Raw genomic sequence first — 19,385 nt, forward strand, 5'->3', positions numbered from 1 at the left:
GGGACTGCAGGTGGGGTGACGGACGCGGTCTGTCCGCGAAACGGGGACAGGTTCCCGATCGGGGAGGCTGGACGGCGTCGCCGGTAGTCTGCGGAAACTGTAGGTGGCTTACATGGCGCCACCATTGCCGCCCACCCCCGCCCGTGGCTTGTTGCTGTTGCTCGCTACGCTCGCGGCGACAAGGACGGGGAGGGGTGCGGGATCTCGCCGTTGCCGGGCGGCGGGCCGGTGCGGGGTGCTCGCAGAAACGATTCCCCAGCCAGATGCCCTATCCACTTTGGTCACTCGACCGAGAGGGCTGTCCGGGCATACAGGCAGTGACCCAGAAAGCCGGGCCTTGGACTGAACCGGGGTCGATTTCGGGACAAGGTGTCACTTGATCATGCCGTAATGCCCTATTTGCCCTGGTCCTGGCGTACCAAAAGTGACCCGACGTACCGGAATCGACCCCGGTTCGCCCGAAGCCGTTCAGCAGAACCGTTTCCGCGCCCCATCCCCCGACGCCTCACCCGGCAACGGCGCCCGACACCGGCCCCGCTCCCCCGCTGTAGTTGGCCCGCGAGGCGGAGCCGAGCAACAGCAACAAGCCACGGACGGCGGAGGGCGGCAACGAACCCGCCATGTAAGCCACCTACAGCTTCCGCAAACAACCGACTACGCCGCCCCGCCTCCCCCGCCAGGCGTCATTCCCCACTCACGCTGCCCGCCGTGTCGCCCGCGAACGCGTAGCGGACGCCGGTCAGGCGTTCGGACTCCTGCCAGAGGCGTTGCTGCGCCTCGGTGTCGTAGGAGCGCGGGCTGGACTGCACCCGGGTCGGGTAGCCGGTGAACTGGGCCCTGCCGGGAGGGCCGTAGTAGTCGCCGCCTTCGACGTCGGGGTCGGTGGCGGCGCGGAGTGTCGACAGGGCGCCCATCTGCGGGGACTGCAGCAGCCACGACGTGAACAGCCGCATCCGGGGATGCATCACGGTCCTGGCCACCACCGACATGTCGCGCCCGAACTCGGTGCGGGCGTTGCCCGGGTGGGCCGCGACCGCGATGGTTCCCGCTCCGGACGCCGCCAGCCTGCGCTGCAACTCGTAGGTGAACATCAGGTTGGCGAGCTTCGCCTGGAAGTAGGCGGTCTGGAAGCGGTATCCGTGTTGGAGGTCGAGGTCGTCGAAGTCGATGGTGCCGCGCCGGTGGCCGATGCTGCTGACCGTCACGATCCGCGAGCCGGGCGTCGCCAGCAGCTGGTCCAGCAGCAGGCCGGTGAAGGCGAACGGGCCGAGGTGGTTGGTGGCGAGGGTCAGCTCGAAGCCGTCCTCGGTGACGTCGTGGCTGGGCCGTACCCCGCCGGCGTTGTTGATGAGCAGGTCGATCCGCGGAAGGTCGGCGCGCAGTCGCTCGGCCGCGCTGCGGATCGACGCCAGCGAGGCCAGGTCCAACTCCAGGGTGCTGACCTGCGCCGCCGGTGCGCCGACCGCGATGCGCGCCCTGGCGTCGGCCGCGCGCTCGGGGTTTCGGCAGGCCAGTACGACCGTGGCGCCCCGCTGGGCGAACACCTGGGCGGTCTCGAAGCCGAGGCCGGTGTTGCCGCCGGTGATCACCACGGTTCGTCCCCGCTGGTCCGGAACGTCCGCCGAAGTCCACTCTGCTGACGGTGCCGTGTTGCTGTTCATCGTGGTGCCTCCTCCGATGCACGGCGATACAATCGGGATGGACGTCCCGCTTAGTTGAAATATACGGGACTCTCATCCCGTTTGTCCATGAGAAGTGAAGAGGGAGGCCCCGCTCAGTGATGGCGAAGCAACCGCGCGCCGACGCCCGACGCAACCGTGCCCGCGTGCTGGAGGTGGCGGCGGAGGTCTTCGCGACCGATGGGCTGTCGGTCCCGGTCCATGAGATCGCCAGACGCGCCGGGGTCGGCACCGGCACCGTCAGCCGGCACTTCCCCACCAAGCAGGAGCTGTTCGCGGCGATCCTGCTGCAGCGCCTGGAGCAGCTCATCGCCGAAGCGGAACTGCTGGCCGAGGAACAGGAGCCGGGCCCCGCGTTCTTCACCTTCTTCGCCACCCTGATCCGCGAGGGCGCGGCCAACCGGGGGCTGGCCGAGGCCCTCGCCGGGGGCGGCTACGACCTGGAGTCCGCGGCCGAGACCGCCGGCCTGGACCTCACCGGCGGACTGTCCGCCCTGCTCACCCGCGCCCAGGAGGCCGGATCGGTCCGCCCCGACGTCGACTACGCCGACGTCAAAGCCCTGATGAACGGCTGCCTGACACGCACCGGCGCCGGAACCGGCACCGACCCGGAAGCCGACGCCGCCGCGCTGGATCACCTCACCGCCGTCGTCTGCGACGGGCTGCGCAGCAGGGCCGGATCCGCGATCGACTGAGCCGCGACCGACTGAGCCGCGGTCAGGTTCAGCTTCTGCGGGCGAGGACGCCGAACATGGTCACCGACATGTGCAGCGCCCCCTGTTCCGCCGCTGCCGCCAGATCCGCGTAGAGGGCGTCCCGCTGCTCGGCGGTGATCAGCTCGCGGCGCAGGGCAGTCTCGGCCAGCATCCGCACGAGTGGCCAGGTGACCACCCGGTGGTCCTGGACCAGGGCCTGCGAGCCGATGTCGTCGACCACCAGACCGGCCCCGGTCACATCGCCCAGCAGCCGCCGACCGGCGTACGGGTTGGCGGCAGTGGCGAGGGCGCAGCTGCTCAGGGCCGCGACAACGGCGGGGTCGCCGGGGTGCAGGATGGTGGTGGCCCAGTCGGTGTCCAGCAGGGCGACCCGGCCGCCGGGCCGGAGCACCCGGGCGATCTCCGCCGCGGCCCGCTGCGGCTCAGCGAGGTGCTGGAACACCCGCTCGCACCAGACGACGTCGACCGACGCGTCGCCGAAGGGCAGGGCCAGCGCGTCGCCGTCGACGAAGCGCGCCGCGTTCCCCGCCTCGGTCGCCCGCTGCTCGGCGACCGCCCGCAGTCCGGCATTGGGCTCGACGCCGACCGCCCCGCCGCCCGGCCCGACGGCCGCCGCCAGCACCTGGGTCTCCGAGCCGGTGCCGGCGCCGACGTCCAGCGCTCGCTCCCCCGGGGCTGCCGCGAGGCCGGAGTGCGCCCAGGCCCGCAGGCGCCGCACCCCCGCGCTGGCCCCCTGCGCGTCCAGCGCGCCGACCAGTCTGCCGGTCATCGAATCGGACATGTTGTCGGCATGGAACGCGGAGGTCGGCCGTGCGTCAGCACTCATGGCGCCAACTCTAGGACGGGGCCCGGGGTCGGACGTGCAGGCACAGCCGTCCGGGAATGCGGCTGCCGCCCCGACGGCGAGACGGGGCGGCAGCGGTTCAGGGGTGACGTGCGGGTGACGTACAGTCAGACATGCAGTCAGAGGTCAACCCGACTAACCGTCAGACGCGTTCGCTCCGGTTGAGGCTGAACAGGGTGTACAGCAGCATCGCCGAGGCGAGGCCGACCGCCCAGCCGTAGTCGGCCAGCGGTTTGAGGAACGGGATCAGGCCGTGCACCGGGAAGGGGCCCTGCTTGACGCCCTTGGCGTCCAGCGCCGAGTAGGAGCCGCCGACCGCCAGCACCGCGCCGACCAGCAGCGCGACCACCGCCCGCCAGTTCCAGCCGCCCGCGTACCAGTAGCGTCCGCTCTCACGGTACAGCTCGTCCACGTGCAGGCTGGTGCGGCGCAGGATCCAGTAGTCGGCGATGAGGATGCCGGAGACCGTGCCGAGCAGGCCGCCGACGGTGCCGAGCCAGGTGAAGATGTAGACGTTGGGGTTGGAGTAGAGCTTCCACGGGAAGATCACGATCCCGATCACACCGGTGATCAGGGCCCCGGTACGGAAGTTGACGAAGCGCGGCAGCAGGTGCGCCAGGTCGTAGGCGGGGCTGACCACATTGGCCGCGATATTGGTGGAGAGGGTCGCGATCAGCACCACCAGCAGCGCGAACAGGGTGCCCGGGATGCTGTCCATCTTCCCGGCGAGTTCGATCGGGTCCCAGATCGGGGCGCCGTAGACGGCCTGCGAGCCCGAGGTGACCAGCACCGAGAGCAGCGCGAAGAGGGTCATGGTGGTGGGCAGGCCCAGGGCCTGGCCCCAGAGTTGGGCGCGCTGGCTGCCGCCGAAGCGGGTGAAGTCGGGGATGTTCAGCGAGAGCGTGGACCAGAAGCCGATCATGCCCATCAGCGAGGGGAAGAAGACCTTCCAGAAGCCGCTCCCCCAGCCCAGCGCGGACGGCTGGTCCAGCAGCGGGCCGAACCCGCCCGCCTTGACGGTGATCCACACCAGCAGCGCGACCGCGCCGACGATGACGAAGGGCGCGGCCCAGTTCTCGAAGCGGCGCAGGGTCTCCATGCCGCGGGCGATGATGGCGATCTCCAGCACCCAGAACAGCAGGAACGACAGCCACAGCGTCCAGGCGTAGCCGCCAATCGTGGAGGCGTTGGCCCAGCCGTGGCCGAAGGCCTTCCCGGCCAGGACGAAGATGCCCGAACCGCCGATCCAGGTCTGGATGCCGAACCAGGCGCAGGCCACCGCGGCCCGCATCATCGCTGGCAGGTTGGCCCCGCGCACCCCGAAGGAGGCCCGCGCGAAGACCGGGAAGGGTATCCCGTACTTGGTGCCGGCATGGCCGTTGAGCAGCATCGGCACCAGCACGATCAGGTTGCCCAGGGCGATGGTGAACACCGCCTGCTTCCAGTCCATGCCGAGCGCGACCAGCCCGGAGGCCAGCGTCCAGGAGGGGATGCAGTGGGACATCCCGACCCACAGGGCCATGTAGTTGTAGGTGGTCCAACGGCGCTTCTCCAGCGGCACCGGCAGCAGGTCGCCGTTGGCGAAGCGGGGGTCGTCCAGGACGACGTCGGGAGCGAGTTCCACCCGGCCGTCCGGGGCGGTGAGCTGTCTGGACGTCAGATCGGTGGGCTGGGCAGTAGCTGACATGGGCACCTCGGATCGCGGGGGTCTCGTGCGGGGGCTGGAACGAGGCGGTGCGTGGTGCGGGTGGGCAGTGCTGCGGGTGGGGGCCGTGCTCCGCCTGTCCGAGCAGGCTGGAGCCGGTGTGTTTCAGGTGAAGGCGGGGATGATGTCGGATCCGTAAGCGTCGATGGTGCTCTCGACGGCGTCGTGCATGGCGTAGACGGCGAACTGGTCCACGCCCAGGGCGCGCAGCTGCTCCAGCTTCTCCAGGTGCGCCTCGACCGGGCCGAGCAGGCAGAACCGGTCCACGATCTCGTCCGGGACGAACGCCGTGTCCGGGTTGCCGGCGCGGCCGTGGTGACTGTAGTCGTAGCCGGCCCGGTCCTTGATGTAGTCGGTCAGCGCCTCCGGGACCATGTCCGAGTGCTCGCCGTACCGGCTGACCAGGTCGGCGACGTGGTTGCCGACCATGCCGCCGAACCAGCGGCTCTGCTCCCGGGCGTGGGCGAGCTGCTCGTCGCTGCCGTCGGTGACGTAGGCAGGGGCGGCGACGCAGATGCTGATCGCGTCGGGATCGCGACCGGCCTGCTCGGCGGCGCTGCGGACCGCCTTGACCATCCACTCGGTCAGGAAGGGGTCGGCCAACTGCAGGATGAAGCCGTCGGCCTGACGGCCGGTCAACTCCAGTGCCTTGGGCCCGTAGGCGCCCATCCAGATCGGGAGCGAGCCGTCCTTGACCCAGGGCAGCCGCATCGCGGTGCCGTCGACCACGGTCTCCCGGCCCTCGGCGAGCTCCTTGATGGCGTGCATGGCCTCGCCGAGGCGGGCCAGGGTGGCCGGCTTTCGTCCGGCCACCCGCATCGCCGAGTCGCCGCGGCCGATGCCGCAGACGGTGCGGTTGCCGTAGGTGTCGTTGAGGGTGGCGAAGAGGGAGGCGGTCACCTCCCAGGTGCGGGTGGACGGGTTGGTGACCATGGGGCCCACGGTCATCCGCTCCGTCTCGGCGAGGATCCGGGCATAGGTGACGAAGGGCTCCTGCCACAGCACCACCGAGTCGAAGGTCCAGCCGTAGCCGAAGCCTGCCGTCTCGGCCCGCTTCATCCGGTCGATCAGCAGCTGTGCGGGCGGGTCCGTCTGCAGTACCAGGCCGAAGTCCATGCTGTCGCTCCATTCCTGAGGTTCTGTCAGTTGATGAGGTCTCAGATCAGATACTGCGAGGTGCCGCGCGGCAGGTAGGTGCCGTGGCCGGGGCGGCCGACGTACTCGCCGTCGTGGACCACCGCGGCGCCGCGCGACAGCACGGTCCGGGCCCGGCCGGTGACCTGCTTGCCCTCGTACGCCGAGTAGTCGACGTTCATGTGGTGGGTGGCGGCGGACATGGTGTACCGCTCGTGCGGGTCGAAGATGACGATGTCGGCGTCGGCGCCGGGAGCGATGGTGCCCTTGCGCGGGTAGAGGCCGAACATCCGGGCCGGGGTGGCGCAGGCCAGCTCGATCCAGCGGCGGCGGGAGATGTTCCCGTCCAGGACCGCCTGGTGCAGCAGGTCCATCCGGTTCTCCACCCCCGGCATCCCGTTGGGGATCTTGGAGAAGTCGCCCCGGCCCAGCTCCTTCTGCCCGTTGAAGCAGAACGGGCAGTGGTCGGTGGAGACCACCGAGAGGTCGTCGGTGCGCAGCCCGCGCCAGAGCGCGGCCTGGTGCTCGCGGGGCCGCAGCGGGGTGCTGCAGACGTACTTGGCGCCCTCGAAGTCGGGCTCGGCCAGGTTGTCGGTGGAGAGGAACAGGTACTGCGGACAGGTCTCGCCGAAGACGTTGAGGCCCAGCCGCCGGGCGGCGGCGATCTCGGCGACGGCCTGCTCGGCCGAGACGTGGACGATGTAGAGCGGCGCGCCGCCGGCCACCCGGGACAGCTGGATGGCGCGGTGGGTGGCCTCGGCCTCCAGCAGTTCGCGGCGCACCTCGCCGTGGTAGCGGGGGTCGGTGCGCCCGGCCGCCAGCGCCTGCTCGACCAGCACGTCGATGGCGATGCCGTTCTCGGCGTGCATCATCACCAGACCGCCGTTGCCGCCGGCCCGCTGCATGGCGCGCAGGATCCGGCCGTCGTCGCTGTAGAAGACGCCCGGATAGGCCATGAACAGCTTGAAGGAGGTGACCCCCTCCTCGACCAGGACGTCCATCTCCTTGAGCGAGTCCTCGGTGACGTCCGCCATGATCATGTGCAGGCCGTAGTCGATGGAGCAGTTGCCCTCGGCCTTGGCGTGCCAGGCGTCCAGGCCGTCGCGCAGGGTGCCGCCGACCGACTGGATGGCGAAGTCGATGATGGTGGTGGTACCGCCCCAGGCGGCGGCCCGGGTGCCGGTCTCGAAGGTGTCCGCGGCCTTGGTGCCGCCGAAGGGCATCTCCATGTGGGTGTGGGCGTCGACGCCGCCCGGGACGACATAGCGTCCGGTGGCGTCGTACTCGGTCTCGGCGGTCCAGGCCTGGGCCGCGGAGCTGCCGGTCGCGGCGAGGGCGACCACCCGCTCGCCCTCGATCAGGACGTCGGCGTGGACCTCCTCGGCGGCGGTGATGACGAGACCGTTGCGGATCACGGTGCGGGGCAGTGACATGCGGGTCGGCTCCCTTCAGGAGATGGCTTCACCGTGGATGCTCGGCGGCTTCACGGTCGGGGTTCGGGGCCGAAGGTCTGCGCCTGGGCCCGGCGCAGCGCCTCGACCAGCAGGTCGGCGCCCTCGACAGCCTCGCCCTCGGTGAGCGAGAGCGGCGGGGCGACACGCAGGACGTTGCCCGCGAGTCCGCCCTTGCCGATCAGCAGGCCCAGCTCGCGGGCGTGCTCCAGGGTTGCGGCGGCCGCGGCGGGCGAGGGTTCGCCGGCCGCGTCGACCAGCTCCACCCCGATCATCAGACCCTTGCCGCGCACCTCCCGCACCACCGGCAGGTCGGCCGCCAGCAGCCGCTTGACCAGCAGCGCACCGGTGCGCCGGGCGTTGCCCTGGAGGTCGTGCTCCAGCAGGTGGCGCAGGTTGGCGAGGGCGCCGGCGGTGGTGACCGGGCTGCCGCCGAAGGTGGAGATGGAGTTGGCGTCCAGGCAGTCCATCACCTCGGCGCGGGCGACCACGCCGCCCATGGCCAGGCCGTTGCCGATGCCCTTGGCGAAGGTGAGGATGTCGGGCGGCCCGGCCTCGGCGTGCGCCTGCCAGCCCCAGAAGTGGTCGCCGGTACGGCCCCATCCGGTCTGCACCTCGTCCGAGATCCAGAGGATGCCGTGCCGGTCCAGCACCCGCTTGAAGGCGGCGAACAGTCCGTCAGGACCGTGGGTGAACCCGCCGACGCCCTGGATCGGCTCGGCGATCAGCGCCGCCACGTTGCCGCCGACCTGGCCCAGCAGGTCCTCCAGGTCCTGGGTGCAGGCGGCGATGAAGTCGGCGTCCGAGAGGTGCGCGAACGGGCCGCGGGTGCGCACCCCGCCGTGCACGTAGAGAGTCTGCAGCGGGGAGAGGCTGGTCGGCGACCAGGCGCCGTTGCCGGTGATCCCGATGGTGGTGAAGGAGCGGCCGTGGTAGCTGTTCCGCATCGCCAGCACCTGGTTGGAGTGGCGGTACGCGGTGGCCAGCAGCAGGGCGGCGTCATTGGCCTCGGTGCCGGAGGTGGTGAAGAAGACCTTGGCGTCCGGGATGCCGGAGAGGCCGGCGATCTGCTCGGCCAGCTCGACCATGCCGGAGGAGAGGTAGAGCGTGGAGGAGTGGATGATCCGCCCGGCCTGCTCGGCCACGGCCTTGGTGACCTCGGGCAGGGCGTGGGCGGTCATGGTGGTGAGGATGCCGCCGAAGAAGTCCAGGTAGCGGTTGCCGGCCGAGTCCCACACATGCCGGCCCTCGCCGTGGGTGAGCTCGATCGGTTCGCTGTAGTACGTGGCCAGCCAGGCCGGGGTGACGGCGCGGTGGCGCTGGTGCAGGCTCGGGGTCTCCGGTGCGCGGCTCTGGTCGGACATGGTCGGCTCAGGCCTCCGCGAGCGGGCCGTAGGCGTCCGGGCGCCGGTCCCGGTAGAAGGCCCACTGGTGCCTGACCTCCTCGATCAGCCCGAAGTCCAGGTCGCGGACCACCAGCTCCTCCTCCTTGTCGGAGGCCGGGTCGCCGACGAACTGGCCGCGCGGGTCCACGAAGTAGCTGGTGCCGTAGAAGTCGTTGTCGCCGTACTCCTCGACGCCGACCCGGTTGATCGCAGCGACGAAGTACTCGTTGGCGACGGCGGCGGCCGGCTGCTCCAGCTGCCACAGGTAGGCGGACAGGCCCCGGCTGGTGGCGGAGGGGTTGTAGACCAGCTGCGCCCCGGCCAGGCCCAGCGCCCGCCAGCCCTCAGGGAAGTGCCGGTCGTAGCAGATGTAGACGCCGATCCGGCCGACGGCGGTGTCGAACACTGGCCAGCCCAGGTTCCCCGGCTTGAAGTAGTACTTCTCCCAGAAGCCCTTGACCTGCGGGATGTGGTGCTTGCGGTACTTGCCGAGGTAGCTGCCGTCGGCGTCGATCACGGCCGCGGTGTTGTAGTACACGCCGGGCTGCTCGACCTCGTAGACCGGGACGACGATGACCATGTTGAGCTCGCGGGCGAGGGCCTGCATCCGGGTGACGGTGGGCCCGTCCGGCACGGCCTCGGCCCAGCGGTAGTGCTCCTCCTCCTGCACCTGGCAGAAGTAGGGCGCGTTGAAGACCTCCTGGAACCCGATGATCTGCGCGCCCTGGGCAGCGGCCTCGCGGGCGTAGCGCTCGTGCAGGTCGATCATGGAGGCGCTGTCGCCGGTCCACCTGGTCTGGACGAGTGCGGCACGGACGATCTGGGTGGGACCCTGGGACTGGCTCTGAGCGGGGTTGGACATGACACACCCTCACCTTCTACCGACGGGCTGACATATCGACCCGTCTGTCTACGTGCGTAGACCGTAGGACGATCAACGTAATCCTGGCAATACGTCGGGCGTAACACAGCGAAGACATTCGTGTTTCCCGCAGCGCGTGGAGATCACTCCTTCGGACGCGGGATACCCCAGAGCGAGGCGATCAACGCGCGGGTGGAGAGTTCGAAGAGCCGCTCCGGGTCGGGCGCCCCGCCCAGCGTCGCGGCCAGGGCCGGATCCTGCTCCGCCGTCTCCGCGTCCCACAGCTCCGGCTCCCCCGGCTGCTGCCGGGGCGCGCGCTCGCGGTTGCGCTCCACCAGGACGAATCCGACGACGTGGAACTGCAGCACCCGGACCGCCTCGGCCGCCGCCGTACCGCGCAGCCCCGCCGCATGCGCCTCGTGCACCAGGGCGCGCTGGGCCGGCAGCATCATCAGCTCGGTCAGCCCGCGCTCGTGCACCAGCGCGATCAGATGCGGACGCTCCCGGAGCTTGCGCCGCAGCGCCAGCGCTACCGACTCGGCCCGCGCCGCCGGGGTGGCGCCGCGCGCCTCGATCTGACCCATCTCGGCGACGGTGCGCTGCACCAGCTCGTCCAGCAGCGCCTCCCGGTTCCCCACGTGCCAGTAGATCGCCGTGACGGCGGCGCCCAGTTCCGCCGCGAGCTTGCGCATGCTCAGCCCCGCCGGCCCCCGGTCGCGCACCAGCGCCTCGGCGGCCAGCAGCACACTCTCCCGGTCGATCGGCTGACGATCCGTCATCTTCCTTTGTCCTTCGCTCTTTACCCTTCACGCCTTTCGGAGTAACAGTGTTACAGACCCCAACGCAGCAAGGGAGACCGCCCATGGCACGCGTACGCTACGGTCCGCGCACCGAAGCCGACATCGCCGCGACGAAGAGCAGCCGCGCCGTCCTGCCCGACATCTGGTCCACCGGTGTCGTCGCCGTCTGGGAGAGCGACCCCGACGCCGTCGCCCAGGTACTGCCGCCGCCGCTGAAGCCGGCCGAGCGGTCCCTGGTCCGGGTCAACATCAGCCAGGTCGACCTGTTCGGCTCGCCGCTCGGGGCCGGGTCCTTCGCCGTCAGCGCCCAGCACGGCGCACACACCGGCTGGTACCCGCTGGTGATGCCGATGACCACCGAACGGGCGCTGATCGGCGGCCGGGAGGTGTTCGGCGAGCCCAAGAAGCTCGGCGAGGTGGCCGTGGAGCGGGACGGCGACCGGGTCCGCGCCACGCTGACCCGGCACGGGATCACCTTCGTCGAGGTGGTCGGCCGGATCACCGGCGAGCTGCCGGTACCGGAGCCGGTGGAGAAGCTGGACTTCTACCTGAAGTTCCTGCCCGCCGTGGACGGCGAGGGCTTCGACCTGGACCCGGTGCTGGTGCACTGCACCCGCAACGAGCGGGTCCGCCGGCTCGAAGCCGTCGACGGCGAGGTGCTCCTGCGCGAGTCGGCCTTCGACCCGGTGGCGGACCTGCCGGTGCGCCGGCTGCTGGAGATCACCATCGGCGAGAAGACCTCGGACCAGCGCGGCAGGGTCGTCGAACGGGTCAGCGCGCAGGCCCTGCTGCCCTACGTCCACCAGCGCTACGACGACCCGATGCAGGTGCTGGACGCACCCCCGCTGCCCGGCGGTGGTGAGTGATGGAGCTGCTACCCGGACAGGTGGCCGTGGTGACCGGCGCCGCCAGCGGCATCGGGCTGGCCATGGCCGAGCGCTTCGCCGCCGAGGGTCTCCAGGTGGTGCTCGCCGACGTCGAGGAGCCCGCCCTCGACAAGGCCGTCGCCGGGCTGCGCGAACGCGGCGCGGAGGTGGTCGGCCAGCTGGTGGACGTCTCCGAGCGGGAGAGCGTGGACGCCCTGGCCGACGCGGCCTACCGGGCCTTCGGCGCGGTGCACGTGCTGTGCAACAACGCCGGGGTCGGCTCCGGCGCCGAGGGCCGGATGTGGGAGCACGAGCCCAACGACTGGAAGTGGGCCTTCGCGGTCAACGTCTGGGGCGTGTTCCACGGCATCCAGGCCTTCGTGCCCAGGATGCTGGCGGCCGGGACGCCCGGACACATCGTCAACACCTCCTCGGGGGACGGCGGGATCGCCCCGCTGCCCACCGCTTCGGTCTACGCGGTGACCAAGGCCGCGGTGGTCACCATGACCGAGTCGCTCTACGCCCACCTGCGCGCCGAGCAGGCGCCCGTCAGCGCGTCGGTGCTCTTCCCCGGCCCGCACATGCTGCGCACCGGGCTGTGGGAGTCGCACCGCAACCGCCCCGAGCGCTTCGCCAAGCAGCGGCCCCGGAGGACCCCCTACCGCAGCCTGGCGGGGTGGGAGGCAGCCATGGAGGCGGCAGGGCAGCAGGTCGAGTTCACCCCGGTCGAGGAGGTGGCCGGGACGGTGGTGGACGGAATCCGCGCCGACCGCTTCTGGATGCTGCCCCCGAGCGAGCACAGCGACCGGCAGATCCGGGCCCGCTCGCAGTCGATGCTGGAGCGCAGCAACCCGACGTACCTGGAGAACTTCATCCAATGGGATGAAAAGGCATGAGCATCATCGGAGATGACTGATGACGGTACGTCAAGAAGGTTACTCGGAGCCCTACCTGATCGTCTCCTCGGACTGCCACGCCGGGCTGCCGACCGAACAGTACCGGCCCTACCTGGAGGCCGCGCACCACGAGGCCTTCGACGGCTTCCTGGCCGAGGCCGCGCACCGGCGCGAGCAGGCGACCCGGCTCGGGGTGCGCAACGAGGCCTTCGCGCAGAAGTGGTTCGAGGACCACGAGGAGGGCCTGCGCGGCGGCTGGGACGCGGCCCAGCGCGACAAGGAGCTGGACGGCGACGGGGTCGCCGGCGAGGTGGTCTTCCCGGACGCGGACGCCGTGGACAGCCGGACCGCCGCCCCCTTCGGCGTCGGCCTGGGGCTGAGCGGCGACCAGGACCCGGTGCTGGGCATGGCCGGCGCCAAGGCCCACAACCGCTGGCTGGCGGAGTTCATCCGCGACAGCGCCGAGCCGGAGCGGCACGCCGGGGTGGCGCTGCTGCCGATCACCGCCGAGGTGGAGGCGGTCGTCGCCGAGGTGCGCCGGGCGCACGCCTCCGGGCTGCGCGCCGTGATGATCCCCTCGATGTGGGTCGACGGGCCGCCTTACCACGACCGCCGCTACGACCCGGTCTGGGCGGTCTGCGAGGAGCTGCGGATGCCGGTGGTCACCCACTCCGGCGCCGCCCCGCGCCACGAGTACGGCGACCACCTGGGCATCTACGTCACCGAGGTGACCTTCTGGCCGTCCCGTCCGCTGTGGTTCCTGCTCTGGTCAGGCGTGTTCGAGCGCTTCCCGGGGCTGCGCTTCGGGGTGGCCGAGTCGGGCTGCTGGTGGCTGCCCAACCTGCTGTGGTTCATGGATCGGCTGTACCTGGGCGCGCACGGCGGGAAGAAGCTGTCGCCGTTCTCCGAGCTGACGATGGCTCCGAGCGCCTACGTCGACCGCAACTGCTTCATCGCCGCGACCAACACCAAACGGCGCGAGCTGGCGCACCGCTACGAGATCGGCGTGGACAACATCTGCTGGGGCAGCGACTTCCCGCACCCCGAGGGCACCTGGCCGAACACCCGGCAGTGGATGCGCACCACCTTCCACGACGTCCCGATCGAGGAGACCCGGCGGATGCTGGGGCTGTCCTGCGCCGAGGTCTTCGGCTTCGACACCGACCGGCTGGCCCCGATCGCCCGCCGGATCGGCCCCACCCCGGCGGAGTTGGGCCAGCCCGAGGACCAGTCCGCGGTGCGCGCCGCCTGGGCACCCGCCGGGGAGGTGGGCCGGCACTGGCTGACCGGGCACGACTTCCCCTTCATCGGCACGACGGCCCCGACCGAGGGGAGCACGCTGTGACGGACCGTCAAGACCGTCAGGACACCGCTCCGCCCGAGCGTTACACCGTCGTCTCGGCCGACTGCCACGCCGGGGCCGACCTGCTGGACTACCGCCCCTACCTGGACCCGCGGCACCACGAGGACTTCGACGCCTGGGCCGCGACCTACGTCAACCCCTTCGCCGACCTCCAGGCCCCCGAGGCCGACCGCAACTGGGACTCCGACCGCCGGCTCGCCGAGCTGGAGCAGGACGGCATCGTCGCAGAGGTGGTCTTCCCCAACACCGTCCCACCGTTCTACCCCAGCACCTCGCTCACCGCGGCGGTGCCCACCCCCGAGGAGTACCGACTGCGCTGGGCCGGGCTGCAGGCCCACAACCGCTGGATGGCCGACTTCTGCTCGCTGGCGCCGGGCCGCCGGGCCGGGACCTTCCAGGTACTGCTCAACGACGTCGACGCGGCCGTCGCCGAGGTCCGCCGCTGCCACGCCGCCGGGCTCACCGGCGGGGTGGTCCTGCCCGGCGTCCCGCCCGGGTCGCCGGTCCCCGAGCTGTACTCCACGGCGTACGACCCGCTCTGGGCGGTCTGCGCGGAGCTCGGCGTCCCGGTCAACCACCACGGCGGCTCGGCCGGACCGGTGCTGGGCGAGGAGCCGGCCGCCCGGGCGGTGTTCATGGTGGAGACCACCTGGTTCTCGCACCGGGCGCTGTGGCACCTGGTGTTCGGCGGCGCCTTCAGGCGTCACCCGGGCCTGCGGCTGGTCCTCACCGAGCAGGGCTCCGGCTGGATCCCGGGCGTGCTGGACATGCTGGACTACTACCACGGACGGCTGGTCGGGGCGGCCACCCGGGCCGCGACCGCGGAGTCCAAGTTCGGGGCTGGGCTGGCCGAGGCGATGGGCGCGGGTCCGCGCGCGGTCTGGGAGTCCAACTGCTTCGTCGGCGCCAGCTTCATGCGCGCCCACGAGGTGCCGCTGCGCGAGCGGATCGGCCTCGACAAGATCATGTGGGGCAGCGACTTCCCGCACGACGAGGGCACCTGGCCCTACACCACCGAGGCCCTGCGCACCGCCTACGCGGGCCTGCCGTACCACGAGGTCGCCGCCATGGTCGGCGGCAACGCCGCCCGCGTCTACGGCTTCGACCTCCCCGCCCTGGACGCCCTCGCCGCCAAGACCGGCCCCCTGGTCAGCGACGTCGCCCAACCCCTCCCCACGCCCCCACCCGGCGCCACCAGCCCGGCCTTCGCCAAGGGAGGCTCGGTCCGGGTCTGGTAACGGCGTCCGGTGACGGACGGTCCGTCGGATGTCGGACCCCTGTGATGGGGTGGGGTCCGACAGTCGGGGCGACGGACGGGGTGACCTTGATGGACCGTGAGATGTGGCGGCCGTTCCTGGAGCAGTGGAGCGGGGAGTGGATCGCCGGGCGCGACCCGGACCGGGACGCGCCCCTCGACGAGGAGGTGGTGCGCGACGCCTGGCTCGGCTTCGGGCCGGCAAGCGAGGCCGAACTGGCCGCGGCCGAGGCCCGGCTGGGCCGCCGACTGCCGCCCTCGCTCAGGGAGTTCCTGCTGGTCACCAACGGCTGGCGGGACGCGGGCAACTTCATCTACCGGCTGGCCGGCACCACCGAACTGGACTGGCTCAGGGACACCGACGACCGCACCTGGATCGACGCCTGGGAGGACCTGGTCGAAGACGAGGACGACGAGGAGGAGAACGGTGTCGAGGAGGACCCCACCGCCCACGAGGCGCGCGTCCTCGCCCGCTCCCTGCGCCTGTCGCTCGAGGGCGACGCGGCGGTGATGCTCCTCGACCCCGAGGACGTGGACGAGCAGGGCGAGTGGGCGGCCTACTGGCTCGCCTCCTGGTCCGGCCGCGGACCGGAGCGATGCAACTCCTTCGTCGACCTCATGCAGCGGCAGTGGATGTCCTTCCACGCCCTGCGCAGACCGCCCGGCGCCACCCGGGACCACTGGGACGCGGAGGTCGAGCGCGCCCGCCAGGAAGCGCTGACCGGCGAGGTCGACGCACCCCTGGAGGTGTTCGCCCGGGCCCACGCGTTCGGGCGGGATCGCGCCGACGTGCTGAGCCTGCAGATGAAGATGCTGCTCGGCGACTGGCGCCGCCACATCGCCGGCACGCTCTGGTACCGCCCGCACCTGGACGACCTGCTCCTCGGTCCGCTGTTCGCCACCGAGCTGCTGCCGCTGCTGCTCCGGCACGACCAGCTCGCGGCACCCCACGACCTGCGCCCTCTTCCCCGCCTCAAGGAGCACGCCCCCGAACCGGTACGAGCGCTCATCGCCGACTACGAGGCACGAGCCGCCGAACCCGGCTTCCGCCTCTCCTTCGGCGCACCCGATTTTGACGCAGCCGTACACGCCGTCACCGACCGCCCCGGCGACGACGCCTGGCCCGACCTGCTGACCGCACTACAGCTGTGGCGCCCGGTGGACGACGACCACATCGCCCCGGTCTCGCTGCTCGCCGACCCGATACTGGCCCAGTTGATCACCCCTGACCGAGGCCGCCAGATCCTGACCACCCCGCGCCCCCGGCCCCGGGAAAGCCGGTAGATCGGGGCCTGCCGATGCTCCCGAACTGAACGCCCGTCAGCGCACTGGGTGTGGCCAAGGGAGGCTCGGTCCGGGTCTGGTGACGGACGTGGCCCCGGACGTCAGCGCGACGCGGACGTCCGGGACACGACGGCGGTGCCGCGAGGGCAGCACCGGCCCTCAGGACCGACTCAGGTGGTGGTGGCCGAAGCGGTGGCCGAGGCCGAGGGCGCCGCCGGTGCGGACGCCGTGGTGGAGGACGTCGACGTGGTGACACCCAGGTCCAGGGTGGCCAGGTAACCGTCCGACAGCTTCCACTCGCTGTGGTGCCTGCCGTTGGTCCGCTTGACCACAGTGAGCAGGCCCGAGGTGACCCCGCCGCCGTCGTAGACCATGTCCTCGCTGAGCACGGTGCGCTCGGCGGTGTGCGTAACGTACGGATCGGAGGCGGCCACGACCGTGGTCACCTCCTCCGGGAAGAAGAGCTGGCCGGTGTGGACCGAGGTGCCGCCGATGTAGTGCCGCTTGACCCGCTGCCCACCGGTGTGGACCTTGACGTGGATGTGGATGGCACGGGGGATGTACCAGCCCGGGTAGATGGTCTTGAACTCCACCTGCCCGTGCTCATTGGTGAACAGCACCCCGCGCAACCAGCGGTACTCGTCGGTGGGCGTGTTGGAACCCCCGGTGCTGGTCGTGGTCCCGGGCCCGCCGGAAGAACTCGCGGAGGCGGAGGCGGAGGCGGAGGCCGCTGCGGTGTCGGTGCTCGTCGCGGACGCCGAGTCCGAAGCGGACGGCGAGTCCGAAGCGGACCCGGTGGGCGGGGCACCCGTCGGCGGAGTGCCGGTGGGAGCAGCTCCGCCGCCACCACCGCCGAGGCTCTGCCAGCCGATGAAGCCGGAGTAGTCGCCGGTGGCGTCGCAGTGCCAGATCTCGACCGCCGCGTTCCGCAGCGGACGGCAGTGCTCGGTGTCGAGGACGGTCAGCCGCAACCGCAGCGGCACCCCGGTCCGGTCCTCGGTGATGTCGGAACGGATCGCCTCGTCATCGATGTAGTACGGGCCCTCGGTGACCTCCTCGGTGAGGGCGCAGGTGGTGGCCGGCCCCTTGGGCTTTCCCTTCTTGCCTCCGGCCTGCTCGGCCTCGGCGGCGAAGGCCGAGTCCAGGGCCCCGGGCGCGGCGAGTCCCGCTGCCCCCAGCGCGATCCCGGCACCGCCCAGCGTCAGGATCTTGCGGCGGCTGGTGGGGACGGACGCTGTGGTCCGCTCCGTGTGGGTGAGTTGACGCTTAGTCATACCCTGACCCTATGAAGCTAGCCTGTCATGGCCATGTGTAGACGTTAGCAGAACATAAGCAGACGGCTGCTCCGCGCCCACTGCCGGGGCCGACCCTCGAGGCGAGCTCGGGGTCGGCCCTTCTCGCAGAGCGGCGCCGCTGTCGGGTGTCCACCCGAGCGGGGTTCATCAAGGCGGTGAGGACCGTGCGGGTGGGCCTCACGGACTGACCGGTGCCACCGTCAGGTCACGGACCTGACCGGTGCTGCCCGTGGTCCGGCTCAGCCGGCGTGGTGGCTGGGGAGGACGCAGACGGCGTCCAGGCCGAGGACGTGGTTGAGACGGCCGAAGGCGAGCCAGGAGCCGAGGCACATGGTGAGCTCGACGACCTCGGCCTGGGTGTAGTGCGTGAGCATCCTGGACCAGAAGGCGTCGTCGATGCCGTGGTGGTCGGTGGCGTAGCGCTCCGCGTACTCGGCGGCCAGCCGGGTGCGGTCGTCGAAGGCCTCAGCGGTGCGCCAGTCGGCGACAGCGTCGAGGAACTCCGGCTCGACCGTCGCCCCGTCGCGCTCGGTACGCCAGTCCAGGCAGAACAGGCAGCCGTTGATCTGCGCGATGCGCAGCCGCGCGGCCTCGAACTCGCGCAGGCCGAGCGTGGTGTGCTCGTAGACGGCCAGCGAGAAGCCAGCCGCGGCGACCCCGATGCCGGGCACCAGCTCGCCCCAGACGTAGGCGATGGGGTCCTTGTCCTGCGGAATGTCGACGATCATCCTTGCTTCCCTCCGAGTCGGCCGACGGCGGGCCGCAGCGGCACGTCCAGCGCGTCGTAGAGGCCGGGTCCGGCCTGGACCAGCCAGTCGACGGCGTTGACCAGGCGGCCCGCGGCGGTGGCGTTGCCCCCGGCGGAGCGGTTCTCGCCCTCGTCGGAGGCGGTGACGGTGACCTCGATCCGCGGCCGGCCCTCGACGACGACACGGTGGGCGCCGTGGTCGTCCGGCGGTGTGGGCCAGTCCGGGGCGCAGCCGGGGTGGATCCGGGTGATGTGCTCGACCACCAGGCGGACCTGGCCGTCGACGACGCCCTGCACCTCGAAGCGGACCGCCCCCTGGGTGCCCGCCTCGAACTCGCCCATGGTCCGGGTGGCGACCGTGGTCTCCAGCGCCCGGCGTTCGACCTGCTCCCTGACCTCGTCGAGCTCGACCCCCAGTGCCCGGGCCAGGAGCCGCAGTTGGCCGCCCCAGACCATGGTCGGTATCCCGGGGGCCAGCATCGGCGGCTCGTAGTCCATCGGCTGGCCCATGCCGACCAGGTAGCGCACCGAGTCCGGCTGGTCGTAGCTGGAGTAGTCGAAGATCTCCTGGCAGCGGATCGCGTCCACGGTGCTGCCCAACCCGCTGACCAGCAGCGGCAGTACGTCGTTGGCCCAGCCGGGGTCCACGCCGGAGACCAGCAGCGAGCCGCCGCCCTCGGCGATCGCGGCCAGCACCGGATCGCGGAACTCGGGTGGGGCGCTGCGCGGGTCGTAGAGCGGGTAGAGCGCGGAGGTGACCACCACCGCTCCCGCCCGGACGGCCAGCAGCACATCGGCCAGGGCCTCGTCGGGGCGGATGTCGCCGGTCGCCGCGTAGACCACCGCCTGCGGGTGCGCGGCCAGCACCGCCGCGACGTCGTCGGTGGCTGCCACCCCCAACCGCCGCCCGAGCCCGGACAGTTCGCCCGCGTCCCGGCCGACCTTGGCCGGGTCGTGCACGAGCACCGCCGTGAGTTCCAGGCCGGGGTGGGCGGCCACCGCCCGCACCGCCGCCCGCCCGAGGTTCCCGGTCCCCCAGACCACCGTGGAAATCATGCCCGGAGGCTAACCGCAGGGCCTCGCGGTTCCCATAGCCGCGACA

17 protein-coding genes are annotated in these 19,385 nt (G+C 71.3%); 6 read left to right on the plus strand and 11 right to left on the minus strand.

All coding sequences use genetic code 11. The features are described 5' to 3' along the window. Window positions 1-683 precede the first annotated feature (683 nt). The gene (locus ABUW04_RS21470; RefSeq protein WP_380566263.1) at window positions 684-1,661 is read right to left on the minus strand and encodes an oxidoreductase; all 978 of its coding nucleotides are present in this window, start codon (window positions 1,659-1,661) and stop codon (window positions 684-686) included. Between the two features lie 119 nt (window positions 1,662-1,780). Between ABUW04_RS21470 and ABUW04_RS21475 the strand changes: the two genes are divergently transcribed. Beyond that, window positions 1,781-2,374: a TetR/AcrR family transcriptional regulator gene (locus tag ABUW04_RS21475; protein ID WP_380566264.1), complete on the plus strand. Its 594-nt coding sequence runs from the start codon at window positions 1,781-1,783 to the stop codon at window positions 2,372-2,374. Between the two features lie 28 nt (window positions 2,375-2,402). Here ABUW04_RS21475 and ABUW04_RS21480 read toward each other — a convergent pair whose 3' ends face one another. The 7 genes from ABUW04_RS21480 to ABUW04_RS21510 all read right to left on the minus strand — a co-directional run bounded on the left by ABUW04_RS21480 (window position 2,403) and on the right by ABUW04_RS21510 (window position 10,555). Beyond that, window positions 2,403-3,221: a methyltransferase domain-containing protein gene (locus tag ABUW04_RS21480; RefSeq protein WP_380566265.1), complete on the minus strand. Its 819-nt coding sequence runs from the start codon at window positions 3,219-3,221 to the stop codon at window positions 2,403-2,405. A 160-nt stretch (window positions 3,222-3,381) separates the two neighbouring features. Continuing rightward, entirely contained in the window at window positions 3,382-4,926 is a 1,545-nt protein-coding gene (locus ABUW04_RS21485; RefSeq protein ID WP_380566266.1) for an NCS1 family nucleobase:cation symporter-1, read from the minus strand. Between the two features lie 123 nt (window positions 4,927-5,049). After that, window positions 5,050-6,060, minus strand: coding sequence for a TIGR03842 family LLM class F420-dependent oxidoreductase (locus ABUW04_RS21490; protein ID WP_030264692.1), 1,011 nt, complete (start codon window positions 6,058-6,060; stop codon window positions 5,050-5,052). A 41-nt stretch (window positions 6,061-6,101) separates the two neighbouring features. Further along, on the minus strand, window positions 6,102-7,511 hold the full coding sequence (gene hydA, locus ABUW04_RS21495; protein ID WP_030264689.1) for a dihydropyrimidinase: 1,410 nt from the start codon (window positions 7,509-7,511) through the stop codon (window positions 6,102-6,104). Window positions 7,512-7,561: 50 nt separating this feature from the next. Beyond that, entirely contained in the window at window positions 7,562-8,893 is a 1,332-nt protein-coding gene (locus tag ABUW04_RS21500; RefSeq protein ID WP_030264679.1) for an aspartate aminotransferase family protein, read from the minus strand. 7 nt (window positions 8,894-8,900) lie between these two features. Continuing rightward, complete coding sequence (locus tag ABUW04_RS21505) at window positions 8,901-9,776, minus strand: nitrilase-related carbon-nitrogen hydrolase (RefSeq protein WP_051726490.1); 876 nt, start codon at window positions 9,774-9,776, stop codon at window positions 8,901-8,903. Window positions 9,777-9,919: 143 nt separating this feature from the next. Continuing rightward, entirely contained in the window at window positions 9,920-10,555 is a 636-nt protein-coding gene (locus tag ABUW04_RS21510) for a TetR/AcrR family transcriptional regulator (protein ID WP_380566267.1), read from the minus strand. An 83-nt stretch (window positions 10,556-10,638) separates the two neighbouring features. Here ABUW04_RS21510 and ABUW04_RS21515 point away from each other — a divergent pair, with 83 nt between their 5' ends. The 5 genes from ABUW04_RS21515 (at window position 10,639) to ABUW04_RS21535 (ending at window position 16,240) form a co-directional block, all read left to right on the plus strand. Beyond that, complete coding sequence (locus tag ABUW04_RS21515) at window positions 10,639-11,442, plus strand: acetoacetate decarboxylase family protein (protein ID WP_030264668.1); 804 nt, start codon at window positions 10,639-10,641, stop codon at window positions 11,440-11,442. Then, window positions 11,442-12,338, plus strand: a complete 897-nt coding sequence (locus tag ABUW04_RS21520) for an SDR family NAD(P)-dependent oxidoreductase (protein ID WP_380566268.1) — start codon at window positions 11,442-11,444, stop codon at window positions 12,336-12,338. The genes ABUW04_RS21515 and ABUW04_RS21520 overlap by 1 nt, the downstream gene beginning before the upstream one ends. Before the next feature lie 19 nt (window positions 12,339-12,357). After that, window positions 12,358-13,683, plus strand: coding sequence for an amidohydrolase family protein (locus ABUW04_RS21525; RefSeq protein WP_380566269.1), 1,326 nt, complete (start codon window positions 12,358-12,360; stop codon window positions 13,681-13,683). Beyond that, the gene (locus tag ABUW04_RS21530; RefSeq protein WP_030264661.1) at window positions 13,680-14,939 is read left to right on the plus strand and encodes an amidohydrolase family protein; all 1,260 of its coding nucleotides are present in this window, start codon (window positions 13,680-13,682) and stop codon (window positions 14,937-14,939) included. Before ABUW04_RS21525 ends, ABUW04_RS21530 begins: the two co-directional genes overlap by 4 nt. Before the next feature lie 89 nt (window positions 14,940-15,028). After that, window positions 15,029-16,240, plus strand: a complete 1,212-nt coding sequence (locus ABUW04_RS21535) for an SMI1/KNR4 family protein (RefSeq protein ID WP_380566270.1) — start codon at window positions 15,029-15,031, stop codon at window positions 16,238-16,240. Window positions 16,241-16,410: 170 nt separating this feature from the next. On the opposite strand, the gene ABUW04_RS21540 is transcribed toward ABUW04_RS21535, so the two are convergent. The 3 genes from ABUW04_RS21540 to ABUW04_RS21550 all read right to left on the minus strand — a co-directional run bounded on the left by ABUW04_RS21540 (window position 16,411) and on the right by ABUW04_RS21550 (window position 19,339). Beyond that, complete coding sequence (locus ABUW04_RS21540) at window positions 16,411-17,514, minus strand: intradiol ring-cleavage dioxygenase (RefSeq protein WP_380566271.1); 1,104 nt, start codon at window positions 17,512-17,514, stop codon at window positions 16,411-16,413. A 260-nt stretch (window positions 17,515-17,774) separates the two neighbouring features. Further along, window positions 17,775-18,263: a carboxymuconolactone decarboxylase family protein gene (locus ABUW04_RS21545; RefSeq protein WP_380566272.1), complete on the minus strand. Its 489-nt coding sequence runs from the start codon at window positions 18,261-18,263 to the stop codon at window positions 17,775-17,777. After that, window positions 18,260-19,339 (minus strand): NAD(P)H-dependent amine dehydrogenase family protein, encoded by a 1,080-nt coding sequence (locus tag ABUW04_RS21550; protein WP_380566273.1) that lies wholly within the window; start codon window positions 19,337-19,339, stop codon window positions 18,260-18,262. Before ABUW04_RS21550 ends, ABUW04_RS21545 begins: the two co-directional genes overlap by 4 nt. Window positions 19,340-19,385: the final 46 nt, after the last annotated feature.

The sequence above is a fragment of the Streptacidiphilus jeojiensis genome (genome assembly GCF_042510965.1).
Lineage (GTDB): Bacteria > Actinomycetota > Actinomycetes > Streptomycetales > Streptomycetaceae > Streptacidiphilus > Streptacidiphilus jeojiensis.